Source organism: Phocoenobacter atlanticus subsp. cyclopteri (assembly GCF_018343795.1).
Classification (GTDB): Bacteria; Pseudomonadota; Gammaproteobacteria; order Enterobacterales; family Pasteurellaceae; genus Phocoenobacter; species Phocoenobacter atlanticus.
The window spans coordinates 1,197,683-1,220,263 of sequence record NZ_CP074346.1 but is presented as its reverse complement, the minus strand read 5'-3'; the positions used below and the strand labels follow the sequence as shown (position 1 = coordinate 1,220,263).

Annotated in this window: 20 protein-coding genes and 1 pseudogene; 11 read left to right on the top strand and 10 right to left on the bottom strand. The window is 36.0% G+C overall.

Annotated features, from left to right (window positions below):
* Positions 1–114: 114 nt before the first annotated feature.
* The 5 genes from KGI96_RS05730 (at position 115) to pyrG (ending at position 5,923) form a co-directional block, all read left to right on the top strand.
* Complete coding sequence (locus KGI96_RS05730) at positions 115–432, top strand: PTS sugar transporter subunit IIB (protein ID WP_211597086.1); 318 nt, start codon at positions 115–117, stop codon at positions 430–432.
* 164 nt (positions 433–596) lie between these two features.
* Positions 597–1,988 carry a prephenate-dependent tRNA uridine(34) hydroxylase TrhP gene (gene trhP, locus KGI96_RS05725; RefSeq protein WP_211597087.1) on the top strand — a complete coding sequence of 464 codons (1,392 nt, stop codon included), beginning with the start codon at positions 597–599 and terminating at the stop codon, positions 1,986–1,988.
* Positions 1,989–2,160: 172 nt separating this feature from the next.
* Positions 2,161–2,979 carry a pyrroline-5-carboxylate reductase gene (gene proC / locus KGI96_RS05720; RefSeq protein ID WP_213156387.1) on the top strand — a complete coding sequence of 273 codons (819 nt, stop codon included), beginning with the start codon at positions 2,161–2,163 and terminating at the stop codon, positions 2,977–2,979.
* Positions 2,976–4,121, top strand: a complete 1,146-nt coding sequence (locus KGI96_RS05715; RefSeq protein WP_211597089.1) for a 3-phenylpropionate MFS transporter — start codon at positions 2,976–2,978, stop codon at positions 4,119–4,121. The genes proC and KGI96_RS05715 overlap by 4 nt, the downstream gene beginning before the upstream one ends.
* Positions 4,122–4,285: 164 nt before the next feature.
* The gene (gene pyrG / locus KGI96_RS05710) at positions 4,286–5,923 is read left to right on the top strand and encodes a glutamine hydrolyzing CTP synthase (protein ID WP_211597090.1); all 1,638 of its coding nucleotides are present in this window, start codon (positions 4,286–4,288) and stop codon (positions 5,921–5,923) included.
* Positions 5,924–6,067: 144 nt separating this feature from the next.
* On the opposite strand, the gene KGI96_RS05705 is transcribed toward pyrG, so the two are convergent.
* Complete coding sequence (locus KGI96_RS05705) at positions 6,068–6,751, bottom strand: 2,3-diphosphoglycerate-dependent phosphoglycerate mutase (protein ID WP_211597091.1); 684 nt, start codon at positions 6,749–6,751, stop codon at positions 6,068–6,070.
* Positions 6,752–6,910: 159 nt separating this feature from the next.
* On the opposite strand from KGI96_RS05705, the gene envC reads away from it, so the two are divergent.
* Both envC and KGI96_RS05695 read left to right on the top strand, forming a co-directional pair.
* The gene (gene envC / locus KGI96_RS05700; protein WP_211597092.1) at positions 6,911–8,101 is read left to right on the top strand and encodes a murein hydrolase activator EnvC; all 1,191 of its coding nucleotides are present in this window, start codon (positions 6,911–6,913) and stop codon (positions 8,099–8,101) included.
* Positions 8,102–8,115: 14 nt separating this feature from the next.
* Positions 8,116–8,970, top strand: coding sequence for a divergent polysaccharide deacetylase family protein (locus tag KGI96_RS05695; protein WP_213156386.1), 855 nt, complete (start codon positions 8,116–8,118; stop codon positions 8,968–8,970).
* 281 nt (positions 8,971–9,251) lie between these two features.
* Here the strand turns inward: KGI96_RS05695 and KGI96_RS05690 are convergent, their stop codons facing one another.
* The 6 genes from KGI96_RS05690 to KGI96_RS05665 form a co-directional block, all read right to left on the bottom strand.
* On the bottom strand, positions 9,252–11,033 hold the full coding sequence (locus tag KGI96_RS05690; RefSeq protein WP_213156383.1) for a BCCT family transporter: 1,782 nt from the start codon (positions 11,031–11,033) through the stop codon (positions 9,252–9,254).
* A gap of 2 nt (positions 11,034–11,035) precedes the next feature.
* Positions 11,036–11,404: an arsenate reductase (glutaredoxin) gene (gene arsC / locus KGI96_RS05685; RefSeq protein WP_090921122.1), complete on the bottom strand. Its 369-nt coding sequence runs from the start codon at positions 11,402–11,404 to the stop codon at positions 11,036–11,038.
* Positions 11,405–11,507: 103 nt separating this feature from the next.
* The gene (gene betA, locus KGI96_RS05680) at positions 11,508–13,178 is read right to left on the bottom strand and encodes a choline dehydrogenase (protein WP_211597095.1); all 1,671 of its coding nucleotides are present in this window, start codon (positions 13,176–13,178) and stop codon (positions 11,508–11,510) included.
* Between the two features lie 23 nt (positions 13,179–13,201).
* The gene (gene betB, locus KGI96_RS05675; RefSeq protein ID WP_211597096.1) at positions 13,202–14,665 is read right to left on the bottom strand and encodes a betaine-aldehyde dehydrogenase; all 1,464 of its coding nucleotides are present in this window, start codon (positions 14,663–14,665) and stop codon (positions 13,202–13,204) included.
* Positions 14,662–15,246, bottom strand: coding sequence for a transcriptional regulator BetI (gene betI, locus KGI96_RS05670; RefSeq protein ID WP_211597097.1), 585 nt, complete (start codon positions 15,244–15,246; stop codon positions 14,662–14,664). Before betI ends, betB begins: the two co-directional genes overlap by 4 nt.
* Before the next feature lie 158 nt (positions 15,247–15,404).
* Entirely contained in the window at positions 15,405–16,796 is a 1,392-nt protein-coding gene (locus KGI96_RS05665; protein ID WP_211597098.1) for an MATE family efflux transporter, read from the bottom strand.
* A gap of 199 nt (positions 16,797–16,995) precedes the next feature.
* Between KGI96_RS05665 and rpsF the strand changes: the two genes are divergently transcribed.
* The 4 genes and pseudogenes from rpsF (at position 16,996) to rplI (ending at position 18,379) form a co-directional block, all read left to right on the top strand.
* A complete protein-coding gene (gene rpsF / locus KGI96_RS05660; protein ID WP_211597099.1) occupies positions 16,996–17,361 on the top strand; it encodes a 30S ribosomal protein S6 in 366 nt (121 codons plus the stop codon).
* A pseudogene (gene priB, locus KGI96_RS05655) lies at positions 17,333–17,711 on the top strand (primosomal replication protein N). Before rpsF ends, priB begins: the two are co-directional and overlap by 29 nt.
* Complete coding sequence (gene rpsR, locus KGI96_RS05650) at positions 17,686–17,913, top strand: 30S ribosomal protein S18 (RefSeq protein WP_211597101.1); 228 nt, start codon at positions 17,686–17,688, stop codon at positions 17,911–17,913. Before priB ends, rpsR begins: the two are co-directional and overlap by 26 nt.
* Before the next feature lie 16 nt (positions 17,914–17,929).
* Positions 17,930–18,379, top strand: coding sequence for a 50S ribosomal protein L9 (gene rplI / locus KGI96_RS05645; RefSeq protein ID WP_211597102.1), 450 nt, complete (start codon positions 17,930–17,932; stop codon positions 18,377–18,379).
* Positions 18,380–18,525: 146 nt separating this feature from the next.
* Here rplI and parE read toward each other — a convergent pair whose 3' ends face one another.
* From parE to nqrE, 3 genes are all read right to left on the bottom strand, one after another.
* The gene (parE, locus tag KGI96_RS05640; protein WP_211597103.1) at positions 18,526–20,457 is read right to left on the bottom strand and encodes a DNA topoisomerase IV subunit B; all 1,932 of its coding nucleotides are present in this window, start codon (positions 20,455–20,457) and stop codon (positions 18,526–18,528) included.
* A gap of 286 nt (positions 20,458–20,743) precedes the next feature.
* The gene (nqrF, locus tag KGI96_RS05635) at positions 20,744–21,970 is read right to left on the bottom strand and encodes an NADH:ubiquinone reductase (Na(+)-transporting) subunit F (protein WP_211597104.1); all 1,227 of its coding nucleotides are present in this window, start codon (positions 21,968–21,970) and stop codon (positions 20,744–20,746) included.
* Between the two features lie 12 nt (positions 21,971–21,982).
* Positions 21,983–22,579 carry an NADH:ubiquinone reductase (Na(+)-transporting) subunit E gene (gene nqrE, locus KGI96_RS05630; RefSeq protein ID WP_090919218.1) on the bottom strand — a complete coding sequence of 199 codons (597 nt, stop codon included), beginning with the start codon at positions 22,577–22,579 and terminating at the stop codon, positions 21,983–21,985.
* Between the last annotated feature and the right edge of the window lie 2 nt (positions 22,580–22,581).

The window sequence follows — 22,581 nt, the reverse complement described above, 5'->3', positions numbered from 1 at the left end:
CTTTTTTCTAAAAATTGGTCAATAAAAAACCGAATAAAGATGTTTAAATATTCTTTTATTATGGCATAATATTGCAAGTTATATTTGTTTGAATATTTTTAAAAAGGAGTAAAAATGGGCATTTTAGATTCTTTAAAAAACCTTTGTTGTTGTTCAAAAAAAGCAACAGATGAAAATAATTATTCGGCATTATCTTTAGATGAAAAAGCGTCAAAATTTATTGATGCAGTAGGTGGAAAAGCGAATATTGAGAATATTGAGTTTTGTATTACTCGATTACGTTTAACCCTGAATGACAGAAGTTTAGTTAATAAAGGAGAATTAACAAAATTAGGTTCTAAAGGTAATGTAAAAGTAGGTGATAAAGGTTTGCAAATTATCATCGGCTCAAAAGCTGAAGAAATTGCAAATCTTATGCAAAGTAAAATTTAATTTGATCTTCTCTCCTTCTATTTATTAAGCCTTCAATAACGTGAAGGCTTATTTTTTTATGTGTGTAATTTCTTGCTATAAAGCAAAAATTACAGGATAATCCACCGCTTTACATTTCCTCCTATGTGAGGAAATACTGACTTGTTATCAGAAGAGAATGACTTATGTTAAATATAAATAGAAAACCAGAATTATTATCGCCAGCGGGCAACTTAAAAAATATGCGTTACGCCTTTGCTTATGGAGCAGATGCGGTGTATGCAGGACAACCTCGTTATAGCTTACGAGTAAGAAATAATGATTTTAACCATACAAACTTACAAATTGGAATCGATGAAGCCCATTCATTAGGAAAAAAATTCTATGTAGTAGTGAATATCGCCCCACACAATTCAAAATTAAAAACCTTTATTCGTGATTTAAAAAAAGTGGTGGATATGAAGCCTGATGCGTTAATTATGTCCGATCCAGGTTTAATTATGATGGTGCGTGAAAATTTTCCTGAAATGGATGTCCATCTATCAGTACAAGCAAATGCCGTAAACTGGGCGACCGTTAAATTTTGGAAACAAATGGGGTTAACTCGAGTTATTTTATCTCGTGAATTATCTCTTGATGAAATTGCAGAAATTCGTCAGGAAGTACCAGAAATGGAGCTAGAAATTTTTGTACACGGTGCGTTGTGTATGGCATATTCTGGGCGTTGTTTACTCTCGGGCTATATTAATAAACGTGATCCAAATCAGGGTACTTGTACTAATGCTTGCCGTTGGGAGTATTCCGTAGAAGAAGGTAAGGAAGATGAAGTTGGCACGATTATTTCTGCTAAAGAAGAACGCAAAGAAGAACAAATTGAAATTAAAAATGTGGCACCAACCTTAGGTGAGGGAAGTACAACGGACAGTGTTTATTTACTTTCTGAAAAAGGCAGACCTGATGAGCAAATGAGTGCGTTTGAAGATGAACACGGTACTTATATTATGAATTCAAAAGATCTACGTGCTATTCAACACGTTGAGCAATTAACCCAAATGGGCGTACATTCTCTTAAAATTGAAGGGCGTACCAAGTCGTTTTATTATTGTGCAAGAACGGCTCAACTATATCGCAAAGCCATTGATGATGCTGCAGAAGGAAAACCTTTTGATGAAAGTTTAATGACCACTCTTGAAAGTTTGGCTCATCGTGGCTATACGGAAGGTTTTCTACGTCGTCATACTCACGACGAATATCAAAATTATGATTACGGCTATTCCATTTCAGATCGTCAGCAATTTGTGGGAGAATTTACTGGTAAACACAATGAGCAAGGAATGGCAGAAGTGGCGGTTAAGAATAAATTTTTATTAGGGGATAGTGTGGAATTAATGACCCCTAGCGGTAACATTACCTTTAAAATTTGCAAAATAGTAAACCGCAAAAATCAAGAAGTGGATGCGGGTAAAGGTGATGGACACTTTGTCTTTTTAGACGTACCACAAGATATTGATTTAAAGTATGCGTTGTTAATGCGTAATTTAGAAGGAACCAATACCCGTAATCCTCATAAAAGTTAATTCTCGATGGCAGTAAAAAAATAAGCGGTGATATTCTTTTAAGAAAAAGTAAATTTACCTAATAATATAGCGGGCAAATAATAAATTTGCTCGCTTTTTTGTTTCAAATTTTTGTAAAAGTGCTAATATTTAGCATATTTTTAAGTATTCCGCATAACCAAAAAAGGATAATATGAAAACAAAAAAACTTGCCTTTATCGGCGCTGGAAATATGGCATTCGCAGTAATAAATGGTTTGATTAAAAAAAACTATCCTACTAATCAAATTATTGCTTGTAATAAGAGTAATCAGGCAAGACGGACAGAATTAGCAGAATTAGGTGTAACTGTTAATTTAACAAATTGTGAAGCAGTGCAGCAAGCGGATGTTGTGATTTTGGCAGTGAAACCTCAAATGATGCGTGACGTTTGTGGTGAGTTTTCAGATTTAAATTTGAATGAGAAATGGATCATTTCTGTTGCTGCTGGGATTTCAGTTGAGCGTTTAGAAAAACTATTACCTTCGGCTCAAAATATTATTCGTACAATGCCAAATACTCCTGCACTAATTGGTGAGGGGATAACGGGGTTATTTGCAAAATCTTCAACAAATCGTACCGCTTGTGATTTTACTGAGAGCTTAATGAATGCGGTTGGAAAGTGTTATTGGGTGGAAAAAGAAGAGAAACTTAATCAAATTATTGCAATTACAGGATCTAGCCCTGCTTATTTTTTCCGCTTTATGGAAGCAATGCAGCAATCAGCGATTAAAATGGGATTTAGTGAGCAAGATGCTCGTTATTTAGTACAATCAGTAGCACTTGGTTCTGCGAAATTAGTCGCAAATAATCCTGATATTCGACTTTCTCAATTAAGAGAGAATGTCACTTCCAAAGGTGGAACAACGGCAGAGGCTTTAGCTATTTTTGAACAATATAATTTATCAAAAATCGTTGATGAAGCAATGGTTGCTGCAATTCAACGAGCAGAAGAGATGGAAAAATCATTATGATAAAACTTTCTCCCTTTCAATGGACATCATTTAACTTTTTTGGCTATTTTTGTGCTTATGGTGTCTTAATGCCATTTTTACCTATTTGGTTGGAAACAAATGGTTATTCAAGTGAAACAATTGGACTTCTACTTGCGTCAGGTTATCTTTTTCGTTTTTTAGGTAGTATTTTAACGCCTCAAATTGTCACACAGCCTACTCAGTTATTAAATGTATCTCGGTTACTTTCAGTGATAACCCTGATTAGCAGCGTAATGATGGCGTATTTTGTGGGATCTTTTTGGTTATTAGTTCCTATTTTTGCCTTATTTCATATTGTAAATGGTGGTGCAATGACCATTGGTGATGCGATAGCGTCTACGTGGCAAAAGCAAGTAGGCATTGATTATGGTAAAACTCGTTTATTTGGCTCAATGGCATTTGTGGTCGGTTCATTGACAACAGGTTATATGGTGGGTTGGTTTGGTGAGCGGATGATTATTTGGTTAATGATTGCCTTCCTAATTTTGCTTACAAGCGGTCAGATGTTAGGTACAAATTGCAATTTTGTCAATTCTGAGCAGAAACAGACCGCTTCTAAAGTAACTTATTGGTCTTTATTGAAGGATAGTTCTATTTTACGAATGCTGATTGCAGCTTCTCTTATTCAAGCAGCTCACGCTGCTTATTACACTTATAGTACCATTTATTGGACATCACAGGGTATTTCACCACAAACGGTAAGTTTGTTATGGGGATTATCTGTTATGGCAGAAATAGGTGTGTTTTTTATTTCAGGAAAAGTGTTTAGTAGTAAAAAAATTCATCATTTGATTATTATTGCTACGGTATTGGCGATGGTACGTTGGGTATTATATGCTTTCACAACCAATGTATTATTTTTAGGATTAGGGCAAATGCTACACGCCTTTACCTTTGGTTTAACTCATTTTGCAATGATACGTTATATAGCAATGCAACCCACTGAAACTATTCCCAAACTGCAAGGGCTATATTTCGGTTTAAGTTTTAGTGGAATGACGGCATTATTCACTTTTTTTGCAAGTATAACCTATAATTATTCTCCAAGTTTTAGCTTTATTTTAATGGCAATACTGGTTGCACCTGCAATTTTGATTGTGCCGAAAAAGAGTATTGAATAATATAATAATATTTATTATATTCTCCCGTTTTTTCTAGTCAAAAAACTATTTTTACTGTAAAATGTCATCCCGTCCTGATGGTTTATAGTAATGTACTTTATGACCATTCTGAAAGTAGAAATTCCAAACAAAAATTAACAAAACAAATTAAAAAGGCAAATAAAATGACAACAAATTATATTTTTGTAACGGGCGGTGTTGTATCTTCTTTAGGTAAAGGGATTGCAGCGGCCTCTCTTGCATCTATTCTTGAAGCTCGTGGTTTAAATGTTACCATTATGAAATTAGACCCTTATATAAACGTTGACCCAGGTACGATGAGTCCTACTCAACACGGTGAAGTTTTTGTTACCAAAGATGGAGCAGAAACAGATTTAGACTTAGGGCATTATGAACGTTTTATTCGTAATAAAATGACTCAAGCTAATAATTTCACCAGTGGACGTATTTATTCTGACGTGCTACGCAAAGAGCGTCGTGGTGATTATTTAGGGGCAACGATTCAGGTTATTCCACATATCACCAATGAAATTAAGGCACGTGTTGTTGCCGGTGGAAAAGGTTACGATGTCGTCATTGTTGAAGTGGGGGGAACGGTAGGAGATATTGAGTCTCTTCCATTCTTAGAAGCATTACGTCAGCTTGCTGTGGATGTTGGGCGTGAAAATACCTTATTTATGCACTTAACTTTAGTGCCTTATATTCCAACAGCAGGTGAAATAAAAACTAAGCCAACACAACACTCAGTAAAAGAGATGCTTTCTATTGGTATTCAGCCAGATGTGTTGATTTGTCGTTCAGATAGAGCTATTCCATCAAACGAAAAATCAAAAATTGCACTGTTTTGTAATGTGCCTGAAAAAGCGGTTATTTCATTAAAAGATGTCAATTCTATCTATCAAATTCCTGCATTGTTAAAATCACAAAGTTTAGATCAATTTGTGTGTGATCGTTTTAAATTTAACTGTCCTGAAGCGGATTTATCTGAATGGGAGCAAGTACTTTACCAACAATCAAACCCAACAGGGGAAGTCACCATTGGTATGGTAGGAAAATATGTTGAATTACCTGATGCCTATAAATCTGTGAATGAAGCATTAAAACACGGCGGCTTAAAAAATCATTTGACGGTCAATATTAAATATATTGATTCACAAGATGTTGAAAGTAAAGGTACTGAGGTTTTAGCTGGTTTAGATGCGATTTTAGTTCCTGGAGGCTTTGGTTATCGTGGTATTGAAGGCAAAATTCTAACCGCACAATATGCCCGTGAAAATAAAATTCCATATTTAGGCATTTGCTTAGGAATGCAGGTTGCATTAATTGAATATGCTCGTAATGTGGCAGGCTTAACGCAAGCAAGTTCAAGTGAATTTGATAAGGACTGTCCACAGCCAGTGATAGGTTTAATTACTGAATGGCAAGATGCAGATGGCAGCGTAGAGAAACGTACGGATAATTCTGACTTAGGCGGAACAATGCGTTTAGGTGAACAAGCGTGTCATTTAGTGGAAGGAAGTTTAGCTCGTGAGCTTTATGGTACTGAAACCATTTTTGAACGTCATCGTCATCGTTATGAAGTAAATAACAACTTACTTCCGCAGATTGAAAAAGCGGGCTTAAAAGTAACAGGCTTATCAGCAGATCATAAATTGGTTGAAATTATTGAAGTACCAAATCATCCTTGGTTTATTGCTGCTCAGTTCCATCCTGAGTTTACTTCAACCCCTCGTGATGGGCATCCTCTTTTTGCTGGTTTTATTAAAGCAGCGATAGAGTATCAAAAAAGAGCAATAAAGTAATCCCCCCTCCTAGCCTCCCTCCGCGGAGGGAGGAATGTAAAGTAATTAATAAAAATCAAAATTCCCTCCTCCGCTTGCGGGGAAGGAATGATTAATAAGATTAAAATTCCCTCCTCCGCTTGCGGGGGAGGGTGGGGGTAAAAGTTAAAGGTAGCGTTTACTTACTACTTTTAAATCTTTATCTAAAGTATAAACCAATGGTTGACCAGTCGGGATTTCTAAATCCATAATATCTTCATCAGAGATACCTTCAATGTGTTTTGCTAATGCACGTAATGAATTACCGTGTGCAGCCACTAAAACACGTTTTCCAGCAATAATTGCAGGTGCAATTTGATCTTCCCAGAAAGGAAGTACACGCTCTAAGGTTACTTTTAAGTTTTCACCATCAGGGATCACATCGTGTGGAAGGTGTGCATAACGACGATCATTATGGGCTGAATTTGGGTCATTACGATCTTGTAATGGTGGTAAAGTATCGTAAGAACGACGCCAGATATGAACTTGCTCTTCACCGTGTTCTTCAGCGGCTTCTTTTTTATTTAATCCTTGTAAACCACCATAATGACGCTCATTTAAACGCCAAGATTTAATCTGTGGTACAAATAATTGATCAGATTCTTCTAATACAAAGTTACAGGTTTTAATTGCACGTTTTAATACAGAAGTAAATGCGATATCAAATTCAAAGCCTGCTGCTTTTAATTTACGACCTGCTTCTTTTGCTTCTTCAACGCCTTTTTCAGCTAAATTAACATCGTGCCAACCAGTGAAAAGGTTTAATTGGTTCCACTCACTTAAACCGTGACGAATAAATACTAATTCCATAAAGGACTCCTATTTTGTTTATATTTAAATTAAAAACACTGTTATTTTACAACAAAAATTGTTTTTTTTTAAAGATAAAGCCTGAATTATTTAAGAAAAGCTGATTTTTCTCAAAGAACAGATTAAAATAGGTTCTTTTTTTAGGTATTAGGGCTTTTTGTGAAGTTATTACATTTGTATAAAATAGTCATTGTTATTTTATTGGGTGGTTTATGTTTATTTCAGCCAGTGGTAGCAAGTGATCTTTCTAAAATTCAGCATAAAATAAAGAAACAACAAGATAAGATCTATTTACAACGAAAAAAACGTAATGAATTACAAGCAACATTGAAAAAGCAAGAACTTAAAATAAGTGAAGTAAGCCAGCAATTACAAAAAACAGAAGCAACTCTTATAGAATTAAAGCAAATAATCAGAAAAACAGAACAACAAATTGAGCAACTTGAGAAGCAAGAGAATAAACAGAAAAATCGTTTAAGAGAGCAATTAGATTCAGCATATCGTTCAGGTATTCATCCTTCTGCATTCAAAAGATTATTGTCAAAAGAGGCCAAAGATGCAGATAGAATGGCAAAATATTATGAACATATGAATCAAGCTCGAATAGAACTAATAGAAGATATCCGTCATACTCAAAGTAAACTTATAGAACAGAGAAACTTTTTAGAGAAACAAAAAGAAGAAAATATAGCACAACTTACTGAACAAAAATCACAAAAAAATAAATTAGAAAGAGTGACTTCACAACGAGAAAAGACTATTTCTTCTATTAATGAAATGATTGAAAAAGATAAAACACAATTAATCACATTAAAGAAAAATGCAAAAGCACTACAAGATAAAATTGCAAAAGCTAATCGTGAGGCAAAACAAAGAGAAAATCGTGAAATTGCAGAATTAAAAGTACAAAAAGAAAGATCTGGTAAAGGAACACTGACTCAAGCTGAAATTCAAAAAGTACGTGCAGGTAATGGATTAGGGGTAGCAAGAAAGCAATATCAACAACCTGTGAAAGGACGAATAATACAGCATTTTAATCCAACTCAAAGTTGGAAAGGAATTGTAATCAAAGCATCAGCAGGACAAAATGTGACAGCTATTGCTTCAGGACGAGTGATTTTATCGGACTGGCTACAAGGTTATGGAAATGTTGTTTTTATTGATCACGGAAAAGGCTATTCTTCAATTTATGGCTACAATAACAGTGTTTTAGTTAAAAGAGGTGATAGAGTTGTGAAAGGAGAAGTGATAGCTAAAGTGGGAAATTCTGGTGGGCAAATGCAGTCAGGATTATATTTTGGCATTACTTACAAAGGGCGAGCAAAAAACCCATTACTTTGGGTTAAATAGAAGGTAAATATTTAATGTATAAAGTTAAAATAAACAAATATAAGCGGTTAGTTATTATTCTTTTTTTGCAAATTTTTATATGGATGATACCGCTTGCCAATGCAGGAAAGTTAGTTATTGTTATTGATGATATTGGCTATCGCAGTCAAGATCAGGCGATTTATCATTTACCTAAAGCGGTAAATGTTTCAATTATTCCTGCCGCCCCTTATGCAACAGTAAGAGCAAAACAAGCTTTTGAGCAACAACGTGATATTTTAATTCATTTACCGATGCAGCCATTAAGTAATATTCCCATTGAAACAGGAGCATTAAAAATTGGGATGTCGAAAGAAAAAATTAAAAATTTAATTGTGAATGCAAGAAAAAAAGTACCTTATGCCATTGGTTTAAATAATCATATGGGAAGTGCAGCAACAGCGGATAGAACGTCAATGAGCTATTTGATGGATATATTAGCGGAAAATAAATTGTTTTTTTTGGATAGTGTAACCAGTGGAAAAACAGTTGCAGCAGATATTGCTAAGAGTTTAGGTATTCCTACTTTAAAGCGTAATGTATTTTTAGATGACAGTAATAAATTAGCAGATGTTCAAAATCGTTTTGATTATGCTGTTCGTTATGCACAAAAGAATGGGCTAGCAATTTTAATTGGGCATCCTAGAAATAACAGTATTAAAGTTTTACAACAAGGACTGAAAAATTTACCTGATGATGTACAACTGGTCAATATTGGCAGTTTATGGCGTAATGAAAAAATGGTCACAGAAAAAGATTTCATTTTATTTTTTGAAATAAAACCCTCACAAACATCAAAAGGAAACAATCCTACTCATATTCCTTTATTAAGAGGCGTGCCAAAAGAATAATAGCAAGCGGTGTAAGTTTTAAAAATTGATTTAAAATCAATATGTTATAATATTTATTAAATGTAAACTTTTTAGGAAGGTATTTCATTTACTATCTTTATTTACAATATGTAGCGATTACATTAATTAAAAAATTTACAAATTAAATATCTAGTATGGAGGCGTAGTATACTACGCCTCTTGTATCTTGCCAGCTTATTCAATTAAACCAGTAAATTGGGTAGACCAGATGGTATCTACAAATATAATGATTAAGTTATATATCAGCTGTGCTGTAAATTTTATTTTGAATTTTCTTCTACCAATTCATTTTGCTGACGGATTTCTTCATATTCCGCTTCTTGGGCGTGAACTGAACCTTCAGGAGCCTCTGATGTTTCTCCCTCTTCCCAAGGGGCAATATCTGGCACTTCTTCAATATGAATAGTACTTAATGAATAATCAGGTTGATAATATAAATCGTATTTTGCCGCTTTAATTGTTGAAAGCATAATTAATGACATTATCACTAATAGTGGTGCACCCGCAAAAATAGAGGCTGTTTGTAAGGTACTTAAATCGCCGATAAGCATTAAGGTTGCTGGCATAAAGCACAACGTGAATGCCCAAAATAGTCTATTCCAACGTTTTGGCTCATCATCAACTTCGTGTTGTACAACAGATGCTAAAATGTAAGAAATACTATCAAAAGTGGTGGCAGTAAAGATAATGGCTAAAATAGTAAATACGGCAATGGCGACTTTAGCTATTGGTAAGGTATGTAAAATAGCAAAGATAGTTGCTGTTGCTCCTTGAGTATTTAGCACATTAATAACATCTAATTCTCCAGAAAGATGCATATATAAACCATAGTTACCTAAAACCATAAAGAATACAGAACAACCAAGGGAACCGAAAAAGATTGAACCAATTGCCATTTGACGGATAGTACGACCTCTTGAAATTTTGGCAATAAATAGCCCAATAGTTGGTGCAAATACTAACCACCACGCCCAGTAGAACACTGTCCAATCACCAGGGAAGTTGGTATCTTTAAAACCTAATTCTGTAAATTCTCCAAAAGCTTCTGTCCAAGTCATCATTGAAATAATATTGGTTAATGAGCGACCTAATGCCTCTAAACCAGTGTCAAACATAAAGACTGTTGGTCCTACGCAGAATACAAAAATTAAGAAACCAATGGCTAAATAGAAATTGATATTAGAAAGGAATTGAATTCCACCTTTTAATCCTTGATAGGCACTGTAGGCAAAAATGAGGGTGGTGACTAATAATACGACCAGTTGCATTGTTGTATTATTTGGTGTGTTAAAGAGTTCGTGTAAACCTTGAGTTATCATAGGAGATGCAAGACCTAGTGACGTTGCTCCACCACCAATCATACCAAAAATAAAGAATACATCGACTAAACGTCCCCAATTACTTTTAGCAAATTTTTCTCCTAATAATGGCATTAAACTTTGGCTTACTTTTAAAATAGGGGAATTTCGTACGTGAGCAAAATAAGCAATAGAAACAGCTGGAACTAAATAAATTGCCCAAGCCACAGGTCCCCAGTGGAATAATCCATAAGTACTTGCCCATTTAATCGCATCAGGGGTTGCCGCTTCAATACCAAATGGAGGTCCTTGATAATAGTATGTCCATTCTAGAATACCCCAATAAAGGATACCAGCACCAATACCTCCACAGAACATCATTGCAGCCCAAGAACTCGTTTTAAACTCAATGTCATCTTCTGGTTTACCTAACTTAATGTTACCAATATCTGAGAAAGAAATATAAATAACAAAAATAACAGCAAGTACACCAAACATTAAGTAAGCACCACCGAGTTTATCTGTTACAAAACCTTTGATTTCATCAACCCAATAAGCACCTTGCTCAGGGAAGAAAATTAACGGAAGAGTAACAGAAAATAAGATGACTAATACGCCAAAGAACGTAAATTTATCAATTCGAGTATCAAATTGTTCTACTTTAGGCTCTGAGGTTGTGTCTGAATTAAAACTACCAATAGATTGGTTAGTTTTTTGTGAATTTTTGTTGAGTGAGTCGTTCATAATTATTTATCTCCATTGTTAGATAAAATACATTCAATATTTTCTAATGGTCGTCCTAATTTTGTACCAAATTCTGTTTGTACAATTGGGCGGTTTATTAAGACTGGATTTTCTACCATTGCTTGAATAAGTTGTTGTTCTGACAGTTTTTTATCTGCAAGATTAAGTGTTTTATAAGGTTCTTCATTAGTGCGTAGTAAATCACGAGCAGACATTCCCATTTCAGTTAAAAGTTGTGAAAGTGTATCTGTGTTTGGAGGAGTATCTAAATAGAGAATGACCTCAGTATTAAAACCTCTTTCTTCAAGTATCGCTAATGCACCACGAGACTTACTGCATTTGGGGTTGTGATAAATAGTTGCTTTTTTCATTATTTTTTCCTAATTTAAAATATGTAAAAAATGAAAATAATCTCACCGCTTTAAAATATAGTTTAATATCTAAGCGGTTAGATATCATCAAAAATTTGCAAATTTATTTACTTTTTGGTGGTAAACTCCCTGCTTTAAAATAAGGCACTTCTGCACGTGGTAATGGTTCAATGCCACGAATATGATCGGCAATTTTTTCTGCCATCATAATGGTTGGCGCATTTAGGTTACCTGTGGTAATAATCGGCATAATTGAGGCATCAATTACACGCAAACTTTCTACGCCGTGTACGCATCCAAAATTATCAACAACGGCATCTTCGCCTGAACCCATTTTATTACTACAAGATGGATGGAAGGCGGTTTCTGCGTGTTCACGGATAAAGTCATCTAATTGTTCATCACTTTGGCATTCAATTCCTGGTGATAACTCTTTGCCTACATAAGGTTTTAGTGCATCTTGGGTAAAGATATCACGAGTGATACGAATGGCGGATCTAAACTCTTCCCAGTCTTGCTCTGTTGCCATATAGTTGAACAGAATACTTGGATATTCGTGTGGATCTTTTGATTTAATTCTAATTCTTCCACGACTAGGAGAACGCATTGAGCCCACGTGAGCTTGGAAACCGTGACTTTCAATCGCATTAGAACCGTCATAGTTTACGGCGATCGGTAAGAAGTGATATTGTAAATTTGGCCATTCAAAGCGTTCATCAGAACGGATAAATCCGCCTGCTTCAAACTGGTTACTTGCCCCTAAGCCGGTGCCTTTAAACATCCATTCAGCACCTATCATTGCTTGGTTGTGTAATTTTAAACTTGGTGCAATACTTACAGGTTTGATACATTCAAACTGAACATAAAGCTCTAAGTGGTCTTGTAAGTTTTCGCCCACCCCTTTTAATTCGTGAACAACAGGAATATCTAACTCTTTTAATAACTCGGCATTACCAATACCTGAACGTTGTAAAATAGTCGGTGAGGCAATTGCACCAGAGCAAAGTAATACTTCTTTTTTCGCAGACGCTTTAATTGATTGATCGGCTTTTAAATAGCAGACACCAACCGCTTTTTTACCTTCAAATAAAATACGATCGGTGGTTGCTTTTGTGACAATTACTAAATTTTCTCTTGCTCTGACTTCATCAGATAAATAACCACGAGCAGTACTACAACGGCGACCATTTGGGCTGACGGTACGATCCATAGGACCAAAACCTTCTTGTTGATAGCCATTTAAGTCTTCCGTTTTTGGATAGCCTGCTTGCACACCCGCTTCCACCATTGCGTGGAATAACTCATTATTGCCAGTCTTTGGTGTTGTTACGTGTAAAGGACCTGAATCGCCGTGATAGTCATTACCGCCAATATCACGAGTTTCTGCTTTTTTGAAATAAGGTAAACAATCCTGATATGTCCAGTTAGCTAATAACGGATCTTGCTCAGCCCAATTATCGTAATCCATTGCATTACCACGAATATAGCACATACCATTGATCAACGATGAGCCACCCAGCCCTTTACCACGTCCGCATTGCATACGACGGTTATTCATAAATGGTTCAGGATCGGTTTCATAACCCCAGTTATACTGTTTAGTTTGAATAGGAAACGCTAAGGCTGCTGGCATTTGTGTACGCCAGTCTAAGCGATAATCTGGACCTCCCGCTTCTAATAATAAAACATTAGTTTCTTTATCTTCGGTTAAGCGAGCCGCTAATACACCACCTGCTGAACCTGCACCGATAATAATATAATCAAATTCTCTCATTGTGTTCTCCTTTTTCTTTAAGATTAGAATACAGATTCAAATCTGCCTAATTCAACTTGGATTGATTTTGTCTGGGTATAATGTTTTAAGGTTTCGATCCCATTTTCACGCCCAATACCCGATTGTTTATAACCCCCGACAGGCATTTTAGCGTCAGATTCGCCCCAAGTGTTGATCCAACAAATACCTGCTTCAAGCTGATGAATAATGCGGTGTGCTTTGTTTAAGTCTTTGGTTACCACACCAGCTGCTAAACCATATTCCGTATTATTTGCTCGTTCAATGACTTCTTGTTCTGTTTCATAGCTTAAAATACTCATCACAGGACCAAAAATTTCTTCTTTGGTAATGGTCATTTCATCGGTACAATTAGTAAATACAGTTGGTTGTACATAGTAGCCTTGTGGCAAACTCATCTCACGTTCGCCACCAATTAAGCATTTTGCCCCTTCTTTTTTACCAAGCTCAATATAATTTAATACTCGGTTCATATGCGGTTCGCTAACCAATGGACCAAAGTTTGTTTCAGGATTTTGAGGATCGCCTATTTTAAAACGTTGTACACGCTCTAATACTTTTTGCTCAAATTCAGCTTTAAGTTTCGCTGGAACAAAAACACGAGTACCATTCGTGCAAACCTGACCTGAGCTATAAAAGTTCGCCATCACGGCAATATCGGCTGCTAAATCTAAATCGGCATCATCACAAATGACCACAGGCGATTTTCCGCCTAATTCCATCGTCACTTCTTTTAAGTTAGAGGTAATCGCACTGGCACACACTTTCTTACCCGTAGCAGATCCACCAGTGAAAGAGACTTTGTCAATATGTGGATGTTGGGTTAAGAAATCGCCAATATCAGCTCCCGTTCCGTTTACCACATTAAAGACACCATCTGGCACACCGGCTTCGGTTAAAATTTCTGCTAATTTTAAGGTGGTTAAAGGGGTTACCTCACTTGGTTTAAAGACAACAGCATTCCCTGCGGCTAAGGCTGGGGCTAACTTCCACATTGCGATTTGGATCGGATAATTCCACGCACCAATGCTTGCAATTACGCCCAATGGCTCACGGCGAGTGTAAATAAAACTGTCTTCACGAAGCGGAATTTGCGTTCCTTCAATAGATGTGGCTAAGCCTGCATAATATTCAATCACATCAGCCCCAGTTACAATATCGACATACATTGTTTCACTGACAGGCTTACCTGTGTCTAAGGTTTCTAAAAGTGCTAACTCATCATTACGTTCACGTAAAATAGCTACCGCTTTATTTAAAATTCTTGCACGCTCTACGGCGGTTAATGCTGCCCATTTTTTTTGAGCTTTAACGGCACAATCTACCGCAAAATCAATATCCTCTTTTGAAGCAACTTGAATTTCTGCTAGGGTTTCGCCTGTGGCTGGATTGATTGTGGTAAAGGTTCGCCCACTTGTAGCCTTGTGGTATTTACCATTGATATAAAGTTGTTGAGTGGGAAATTTCATTGTTCCTCCAATAATTTGTTTAGAAATTGTTTTGCGATAAATCGAGCCTGATAATGATCAAACTCCTCGCTACGTAAACTACCATGTAGCCATAAGCCATCAATTAAGGCGGCTAATCCTCGTGCAGCATTTTTTGCTTGTTGATTTGGTAATAATTTTTTGAAATGAAATAATAAATTTGAATGTAAGCGACTGTCATTGATTTTTTGTAAACGATTCAGATCATCTTGGTGCATACTCATCGACCAAAATGAAAGCCATACTTTCATTCTGGCAGAGTCAGTATCGGGGTCAAAATTACAATCAATAATAATTTCAATGGCTTGATAGGGTGTTAAATTAGTTTCGGACTTACTTTTTTCAGTGATGGTGACACGTAATTCTCTCATTAAATCACGCATTGTTTCATACAATAATCCCATTTTTCCGCCAAAATAATGGCTAATTATTCCAGAAGATAAACCTGCGTGTTGTGCGATTTGAACAATAGTTGTATCTGCCACTCCATATCTTTCAACACAAACTAATGTTGCTTCAATAAGTTGTTGTCGCCTAATTGCTAACATACCAACTTTAGGCATAAAAAGATCCTTTAATTGACGGTAATTAAGATTATGTTATTTTAATTTATTTTGATTGAACGTTCAATTAAAATAAAGAGCAGTTAAAAAACAAGCGGTAACTTGTATGAAAAAATTTGCAAATTTTTCTTACAATGTAACCGCTTATTTTTGACTATTTATTTCATATTTTCTAGCTTATCAATTAGTTCATTTGCAGGAATACGTTGAATTTTTCGCATTTGGTAAACAAATAATCCTGCAACAATCAATAATGAAACACAGAACATCATCCAAAAACCTTTTGCTCCAAGAGGTTCAACAATCCAATTAGTACGAGAAAGAATATACCCAAATGGCATTCCAATTCCCCAATAACAAAATATGGTTATGTAAGTGATAGAGCGAGTATGTTTATAGCCTCTTAAAATACCATTACATACAGCCTGTACAGCATCAGGAAGTTGGTAAATTGCAGCAAAAATAAGTAAGTAAGATGCCATTGCAACCGACACTTCATTTTGGGTAAAGAGATAAGGGATCCAGTGACTGAATAAAATAATAATAACTGCCGTAATACTTGCTAAGATAAGTGCTGTACCGATGGCGTAGTAGCTTAAATATTTTGCTTCTTCCACATCTTTTCTACCTAAAGCTTGCCCAACCATAATACTGACTCCGATACCAAATGAAAATGGGATCATAAAGAACAGAGAGCTTGTTTGTAAGGCAACCTGATGGCTGGCAACCACTTGAGCACCAAGGGGAGAAAGCAATAATGCAGAGGCAGAAAATAGCATTACTTCCGTAAATGTTGCAAAGGCGATAGGTAAGCCTAAACGTATGATTTTACATAAAATAGCTCTATTTGGGCGTTCAAACCATTTATCAAATAAGTGAATATCTTTTTGACTTGGTGTGGTGTAGCAATAGTGTAATAGGAGTAAAAACATAACCCAGTTTACAATGGTCGTCGCCACGCCACAGCCAACCGCACCCATTTCTGGAAAACCAAATTTTCCAAAAATAAGAATGTAATTTAATATGATATTTACTAATAATCCAATAAAGGTAATAAACATTGCAGGTTTAGTTGTGGAAAGTCCATCGTTTAAACAACGTAAATTCACCATTAGCAATGCAGGAATAACGCCAATTGCCATAATAGTAAGGTAGTGTTGTGATTTTATAGAAAAGTCAGGTGGTGTTTCCATAAAATCTAAAATCCAGTGACTATGGGTAAAAATAATAATAAGAGGAATACTTAATGTAAAAACAATCCAATAACCTTGGCGAATTTGTTGTGCAATAAGTTCACTTTGTCCTGAGCCGTTCAGATATGAAACAATTGGTGTAATTGCATAAATTACGCCAATTACAAAAAGAAAAAGAGGGAAGTAGATGGAGTTACTCACCGCCAGTGCGGAAACATCATTATCACTCACTAATCCTGCCATAATAATATCAGACAATCCCATTCCAGACATTGAAAGCTGGGCTATAAAAATGGGGGTGGATAGTTTAAATAGTTTTTGGATATTTTCTAAATAATGTTGGCGGTTGAATTTCATCTCTATGTTCCTTAAATTTGACGACGCATTATACTCCTAAGCGGTCAGTTTAACTAAACATTTTGCAAAATTTTTACTTGTGAAAAAAGAAATAATCCGTATAATATCTCCTTCAGTCACACTTTTATTTTTTTATCCTTGCTTTCGAAAGCGTTGTGACTGAGCTATCTCGAAGGCTGATTAACCCGTAAGGATCAATATGCGTCACTACGAAATCGTTTTTATGGTTCATCCGGACCAAAGCGAACAAGTACCAGGTATGATCGAACGTTATACTACTTCTGTTAAAGAAGCAAATGGTCAAGTTCATCGCTTAGAAGATTGGGGTCGCCGTCAATTAGCGTACCCAATTAATAAACTACACAAAGCACACTATGTGTTAATGAATGTAGAAGCGCCTCAAGCAGTAATCGACGAGCTAGAAACAAACTTCCGTTTTAATGATGCCGTTATTCGTAACGTTATCATTCGTACTAAGCACGCCGTAACAGAAGCATCTCCAATGGCTAAAGCAAAAGATGAGCGTAAAGCTTCTGATGCTAAACCAGAAGGTGCGGGCGAGTAAGTTGTTTATTGAGAATTGTTTAACACTTACTGGCAATATTGTTACAGGAGTTAAACAAAACTTAAGTCCAGCTAAAATACCGACTTATAGTTTTTATTTAGAACATCGTTCTAATCGAACAGAAGTTAATTTACAACGCCAAGTGTGGTGTAAAATAAAGGTAGTATTGGCAGGAGAACAATTTAGTACACAAACAAAACATATTACGGTCGGTTGTAAAGTGAGAATTAAAGGTTTTATTCATACTCACAAAGACTATAACGGTTTAAACCAGTTAGTTTTACATACCGAGCAAATTGAATTTATAGATTAGGAGAAGCCACTATGGCACGTTATTTCCGTCGTCGTAAGTTCTGCCGTTTTACAGCGGAAAATGTTGTTGAAATCGATTACAAAGATATCGCTACATTAAAGAACTACATTTCAGAAAGCAGCAAAATTGTACCAAGCCGCATCACTGGTACTCGTGCGAAGTATCAACGTCAATTAGCACGTGCAATCAAACGCGCTCGTTACCTTGCGTTGTTACCATACACTGACAATCATCAGTAAGAAGAGGAATCAGTAAATGCAAGTTATTTTATTAGACAAAATTGCTCACCTAGGTAGTGTGGGCGATCAAGTAGATGTTAAATCAGGTTTTGCTCGTAACTACTTAATCCCACAGGGTAAAGCAGTTATGGCAACGAAAGCAAACATTGAACACTTTGAAGCACGTCGTGCAGAATTAGAAGCAAAAGCAGCAGCAGTATTAGCAGCAGCACAAGCTCGAGCAGATCAAATGAATGCACTAGAAGCAATTACCGTTGCATCTAATGCTGGTGAAGATGGTCGTTTATTCGGTTCAATTGGTGCGCGTGATATTGCTGATGCAGTATCTAAAGCTGGTGTTGAATTAGCGAAAAGTGAAGTTCGTTTAGGCGAAGGTCCACTTCGTGCATTGGGCGAATATACTGTTAAAGTTCAACTTCACGCAGAAGTTGCATCTGAAGTGACTATCGTTGTTGTTGCAGAGTAATCTTTAACAATAAACAAAATGCTTTAAGAACTGTCTAAGTTTAGAATAGATGGTTTTAAGGTTTCTGATAAAGGTCTAGATAAACATCTAGACCTTTTTATTTAATAAGTATCAAAAAATATACTTATTTATCTTTATCTTATAGGTTAAACGGCTAAATCCGCTTCATCACCTCGACGTTGTAACCACTGCTTACGATCTTCTGAGCGTTTTTTGGCTAATAGCATATCCATTATCTCAAAAGTATTTGGTTCATCTTCAATTTCACTTACTATGTCAAGTGCTTGTGCTGTTTCATCAAAAGTAAGCTGTACTAAACGGCGTGTACTTGGATCCATTGTGGTTTCACGTAATTGACTTGGATTCATCTCACCTAATCCTTTAAAGCGTTGTACATTAGGTTTGCCTCGTTTGTTCGCCAGACGTGTTAAAATTGCTTCTTTTTCCACTTCATCTAAAGCATAATGTACTTCGTTTTTGCCGATATCAATACGATAAAGAGGGGGCATTGCCACATAAACGTGTCCTTGTTTAACCAATTTTGGAAAATGGCGTAAAAATAAGGCACAAAGTAGAGTAGCGATATGTAAACCATCAGAATCTGCATCAGCAAGAATACACACTTTGCCATAACGTAGTTGAGTTAAATCATCATTATCAGGATCTATGCCTAATGCTACTGCAATGTCGTGTACTTCATTGGATGCCAATACCTGCTCTGGTGATACTTCCCAAGTATTTAATATTTTACCTCGTAGCGGTAAAATGGCTTGAAATTCTTTATCACGGGCTTGTTTTGCTGAACCTCCTGCAGAATCTCCTTCTACAAGGAAAAGTTCGGTGCGAGTTAAATCTTGAGCGGTACAATCAGCGAGTTTACCCGGTAGAGCAGGACCACTGACCAATTTTTTACGTACTACTTTTTTTGAGGCACGTAAACGGCGTTGTGCTGAACTAATGGCTAATTCTGCAATTTGTTGCGCTGCTTGTACATTTTGATTAAGCCATAAACTAAAGGCATCTTTTACAATATTTGAAACATAACTCGCCGCTTGACGAGAAGATAAACGCTCTTTGGTTTGCCCTGCAAATTGAGGATCTTGCATTTTGAGAGAAAGTACATAACTACAACGATTCCAAACATCATCCGCTGTTAATTTTACTCCTCGTGGTAAAAGATTACGGAAGTCACAGAATTCTGCCATTGCATTTAATAATCCTTGACGCAACCCATTAACGTGTGTACCACCTTGCAATGTTGGAATTAAGTTTACATAACTTTCTGCAATCAATTCACCATTTTCAGGCAACCAACTTAATGCCCAACTTAATGCATCCGTTTCTTCTATAATATCTCCCGTAAAAGGTATTTTTGGCAATGTTTCATATTCATTGAGGGCATCGGTTAAATAATCGGATAAGCCATCTTCATAATACCAAGTTTCTTGGGTATCATTAGTATGATCCGTAAAATTAACGGTTAGCTTAGGGCAAAGTACTGCTTTCGCACGTAATAGATGACGTAATCGGCTAACAGAGAATTTGGCAGAATCAAAATATTTTGGATTTGGATAAAAACGAACGGCTGTTCCAGTATCACGTTTTAAACATTTTTTAATAACCTGTAATTCTTCAATTTTTGCACCGTTTGAAAATGCAATAGTATGCACTTTACCATCACGCTTGATTGTTACTTCAACACGTTCTGAAAGGGCATTTACCACTGAAATTCCTACACCGTGTAAACCACCTGAAAAAGTGTAATTTTTATTGGAGAACTTACCGCCTGCGTGAAGTTTGGTTAGAATTAATTCCACACCTGAAATTTTTTCAGAGGAATGAATATCCACAGGCATACCACGTCCGTCATCAATGACTTCTAGAGAATTATCTTTATGTAGAATAACATCAATCTGGGTTGCAAATCCTGCTAATGCTTCATCGACACTATTATCAATTACTTCTTGTCCTAAATGGTTGGGACGAGTAGTATCAGTGTACATTCCTGGACGAAGCTGAACAGGTTCAAGATCTTTAAGAACGGTTATCTCATCTGCATCGTAACGTTTTTCTGCCATAAAAAATTTTCTCTGATTTTTGTATTATTGAAAGTAGAACGAGATTTTAACGAATTGCGACAAAAGTCACAATCATTAGTTGCTAATGATTAATTATTAAATTTTATTTTTTGTAATAAACTTATTTTTTGTGACTATAGCGGGTAGATAAATGTAAGAATTTGCAAAAAATAATGAATATCTTACCGCTATCTTATTATTTATTGATACAAAGAACCCCAAAATAATATTTAAATTTTGGGGTTGTGATAATACTATTAAATTTCAATAAATAATTATTTTTTAATTAGCCACCGAAATCATCAAGTAGGATGTTTTCATCTTCAACACCTAGATCTTTTAGCATACCAATTACAGCTGCATTCATCATTGGAGGTCCACACATATAGTATTTACAATCTTCTGGTGCTTCGTGATCTTTTAAGTAGTTTTCATAAAGCACATTGTGAATAAAGCCCGTGTAACCAGTCCAATTATAATCAGGTTGTGGATCTGAAAGTGCTACGTGCCATTCAAAGTTTTCATTCTCTTTTGCAAGCGTATCAAAATCATTTACATAGAACATTTCACGTTTTGATCTTGCACCATACCAGAATGACATTTTACGTTTTGATTTCAAACGTTTTAGTTGGTCAAAGATATGTGAACGCATTGGTGCCATACCCGCACCACCACCGATAAATACCATTTCAGCATCGGTGTCTTTCGCAAAGAATTCACCAAATGGACCTGAAATTGTGACTTTATCACCTGCTTTAAGTGACCAAATGTATGATGACATTTGACCCGGTGGAACATCTGGGTTACGAGGAGGAGGCGTTGCAATACGTACGTTTAGCATAATAATGCCTCTCTCTTCTGGGTATGAAGCCATTGAGTAAGCACGTACGATAGGCTCATCAACCTTAGATACATAACGCCATAAATCAAATTTGTCCCAATCTTCGTGGTACTCTTTTGGAATATCAAAATCTTTATAAGCCACAGTATGTGGTTCAGCTTCGATTTGAATGTAACCACCCGCGCGGAATGGCACATCTTCACCATCAGGAATTGCCAACTTAAGCTCTTTGATAAAGGTTGCCTCATTATCGTTAGAAATAACGGTACATTCCCATTTTTTTACACCAAAGATCTCTTCTGGTAACTCAACATCCATATTGCTTTTTACACTAACTTGACAAGATAAGCGATAACCCTCTTGTGCTTCACGTTTAGTAATATGCGAAAGCTCAGTTGGTAGGATTTCACCTCCACCACTTTTTACTTTAACCACACATTGACCACAAGAGCCACCGCCCCCACAAGCTGAAGAAACAAAAATACCTTTGCTACCTAGTGCATTTAGTAGTTTTCCTCCAGCAGGTAATGTAATTGCTTTTTCAGGATCATCATTGATTGAAATGGTAATATCGCCTGAATCTACTAATTTTGATTTAGCCACTAAAATAAGTGCGGCTAATGCAAATACGATTGCAGTAAATACGATAATACCGAAAATAAAATTACTCATTCGATATGCTCCTTATAGTTGAATACCTGAAAATGACATAAATCCTAATGCCATTAAACCAGCGGTAATAAAGGTAATTCCTAAACCACGAAGTCCTGCTGGAATATCCGCATATTTTAACTTCTCTGTGATCCCTGCAAGAGCAACGATGGCTAACATCCAACCTGTACCAGCGCCAATACCGTAAACCACTGATTCTGCAAAATTATATTCACGTTGTACCATAAATGATACACCACCAAAAATTGCACAGTTTACAGTGATTAGTGGTAAGAAAATACCTAATGCATTATAAAGTGCTGGTACAAACTTATCTAAAAACATTTCTAGAATTTGTACTAATGCAGCGATAACACCGATAAAGGTAATAAAGTTAAGGAAGGTTAAATCAACCCCTTCAACAAGTGCATTTTCTTTTAGTACGTGAACATAAACTAATTGGTTTACAGGTACGGAAATACCTAAAACCACAATTACTGCGATTCCTAAACCAAAAGCCGTTGATACTTTTTTAGATACCGCAAGAAATGTACACATACCAAGGAAGAAAGACAGTGCCATATTTTCAATAAATACAGATTTTACAAATAGACTAATATAATGTTCCATTA